At 38.3% G+C, this 1,070-nt stretch carries 2 tRNA genes and 2 rRNA genes; all 4 read right to left on the bottom strand.

Going from position 1 to position 1,070, the window contains the following annotated elements:
* Positions 1-19: 19 nt before the first annotated feature.
* Positions 20-95 (bottom strand) — tRNA-Thr (locus WAX46_RS15655).
* Between the two features lie 37 nt (positions 96-132).
* A tRNA-Val gene (locus WAX46_RS15650) sits at positions 133-205 on the bottom strand.
* Positions 206-785: 580 nt separating this feature from the next.
* A 5S ribosomal RNA gene (gene rrf, locus WAX46_RS15645) occupies positions 786-901 on the bottom strand.
* Positions 902-962: 61 nt separating this feature from the next.
* Positions 963-1,070, bottom strand: a 23S ribosomal RNA gene (locus WAX46_RS15640); the annotation flags it as partial.

Below are 1,070 nucleotides of genomic sequence, written 5' to 3'. Positions count from 1 at the left end.
CTATCTTACCATAAAAAAGTGGTGCCGGCAAGAGGACTTGAACCCCCAACCTACTGATTACAAGTCAGTTGCTCTACCAGTTGAGCTACACCGGCTTTATCTTATCCTAACATTATGTAAGAATAAATATGATGGAGGATGACGGGCTCGAACCGCCGACCCTCTGCTTGTAAGGCAGATGCTCTCCCAGCTGAGCTAATCCTCCATATTATGTCTTTTCGAATGACTCTCGATCTGACAAATAGTATTATATACTGATAGGATATTGTTTGTAAAGACTTTTTTAAAATAAATTTTGAATTTATTTTAAAGTTGTTTTTTCATCTTTTCGTTAAGGCACCTAAAGAAGTTTACCACTTGTCTCATCATTTTAAAAGTCTTTTTTTCATTCTTTTATGATTTTGTTAAAATTGGCTCTAATGAGGATTTATCATTGAAAAAGACTCATCTATCAGAATGTAGTTTTCGTTTTTCAGCCAGTATATCTCCCGTACAGATATTTAATAAGTATCAACAACACAAACATCAAAACATTGGACGATCCCAGTTCATGCTCAATAAGAAAAAGCTAGTATTGTTCTTCAAATGCCCTATTAAAAGTTCAAACATCAATATTAGACGAATCTATACTCTTTGGAAACCTCAACCATCATTGTACCTTTATCATCGGAGCCTCTTAATCCTGCTTCTTTAGAAATTCTTTCTGTTCTTGAAGTAGATATAAAACTGATTTTTCCTAAAAACACAAAAAAGACCAGTTCCGTCTGGAACTGATCCTTATAAAAGCTTGGCGGCGTCCTACTCTCACAGGGGGAAACCCCCAACTACCATCGGCGCTGAAGAGCTTAACTTCCGTGTTCGGTATGGGAACGGGTGTGACCTCTTCGCTATCGCCACCAAACCTGATGGAGAGAATGTTCTCTCAAAACTAGATAACAACGTCCATGCTTCACATTAGAATATAGGTTAAGTCCTCGATCTATTAGTATCTGTCAGCTCCACGTGTCACCACGCTTCCACCTCAGACCTATCAACCTGATCATCTTTCAGGGATCTTACTTCCTTGCGGA

Source organism: Bacillus sp. FJAT-53060 (assembly GCF_037104745.1).
GTDB classification, from domain to species: Bacteria; Bacillota; Bacilli; order Bacillales; family Bacillaceae; genus Bacillus; species Bacillus stratosphericus_B.
The sequence above is the reverse complement of the archived record's forward strand: the minus strand, read 5'-3'. Positions and strand labels throughout refer to the sequence as shown.